The organism is Mesorhizobium sp. M7A.F.Ca.CA.002.09.1.1 (genome assembly GCF_003998555.1).
Taxonomy (GTDB): domain Bacteria; phylum Pseudomonadota; class Alphaproteobacteria; order Rhizobiales; family Rhizobiaceae; genus Mesorhizobium; species Mesorhizobium ciceri.
Genome location: NZ_RZRR01001333.1, coordinates 1 through 1,003, shown reverse-complemented (window position 1 = coordinate 1,003; position 1,003 = coordinate 1). Strand labels below are relative to the sequence as shown.

Here is a 1,003-nt window from a genome sequence, read left to right as displayed (position 1 = left end):
ACACTCAGCGTATTGTCGTCACCCGATTTCGTATCGCTCATTCCATATCCTCTGCGGCATCATCTTCGTCAGCAACAGCCGCAAGCATTGCCAGATCGTCCGGGGAACCGCCCCGATACCGGTCGAGCGCAACCATGCGCTTCTGGACCGCCCTGCCCGCGTCTCCCGCGAGAACGGCAGCATGTATCACATTTGTACCCCCCAATGCCAAGCTCAACTCGGCCTCGGAGAAAAGTTTGTAGGCAAGGATAGCGGGCCCACCGAGATGGACCGTCGCCCGTCGCGCCTGGCTGATCTTGCGCACGCCGTCATCGGACGCCTCGGAAGCATGCAGCACGAAAAGCGCCAATCCGCCGCGCACCGCGCTCTCGACCTTGGTAGCACCAAGCGAAATTGCGCCTGCCTTGCGGGCAAGACCAAGCATGCCCAGAGCGTGCCTGGAAAGCAGCCCGTCGACCATGCCGCCAAGATCGGGCGGCACGACCACCTGTGCCTTGAAGGCGCGGGCAAAGAGGTTCTTCGCCGCAGCCTTGTCGATATGTAGGCGGTCGGCGCTCACCCAGCAACCGCGGCCGGGCAGATTTCTCTTGATGTCGGGAACGACGGCCGAATCCGGGCCGACGACGAACCGGATCAGATCATCCGGTTCGGCTTGTTTGCGCGTAACGATGCAGGTGCGATCGTTCATCTCGTCCAAGGGCGGGTTCGGTGCGATGCGGTTTCACCTCACGCACCAACGGCTTCGTCAGCCGAGACTTCTTCGGCTGCAAGCTCGTCTTCGGTGATCCAGCCGGCCTTGAGGCGGGCGGCCAGAACCATCTGTTCGGCGTCTGCGCGGGTCACGCCATGATTGGCCAGCACGCCCGGATAGACTTTTGTCTCGCCGTCCTTGCGTTCCTTCCAGCCGGTCAGGTCGTCGGCGGCATAGCCGGCGAAATCCTCGATCGTCTTCACGCCGTCCTCGCCAAGCGTCACCATCATGGCGGTGGTGACGCCGGGGATT

General features: G+C 62.6%; 1 protein-coding gene and 1 pseudogene. Both read right to left on the bottom strand.

Annotated elements, in window-relative coordinates; all coding sequences use genetic code 11:
* Positions 1-37: 37 nt before the first annotated feature.
* Positions 38-688, bottom strand: coding sequence for an RNA-binding protein (locus EN994_RS33000; protein ID WP_024503463.1), 651 nt, complete (start codon positions 686-688; stop codon positions 38-40).
* A 38-nt stretch (positions 689-726) separates the two neighbouring features.
* Positions 727-1,003: pseudogene (locus EN994_RS32995) on the bottom strand (transcription termination/antitermination protein NusA); the annotation flags it as partial.

Bases quoted from the DNA above. Each gene is read 5' to 3' on its own strand.
- EN994_RS33000 (WP_024503463.1), bottom strand. From the start codon at position 688: ATGAACGATCGCACCTGCATCGTTACGCGCAAACAAGCCGAACCGGAT.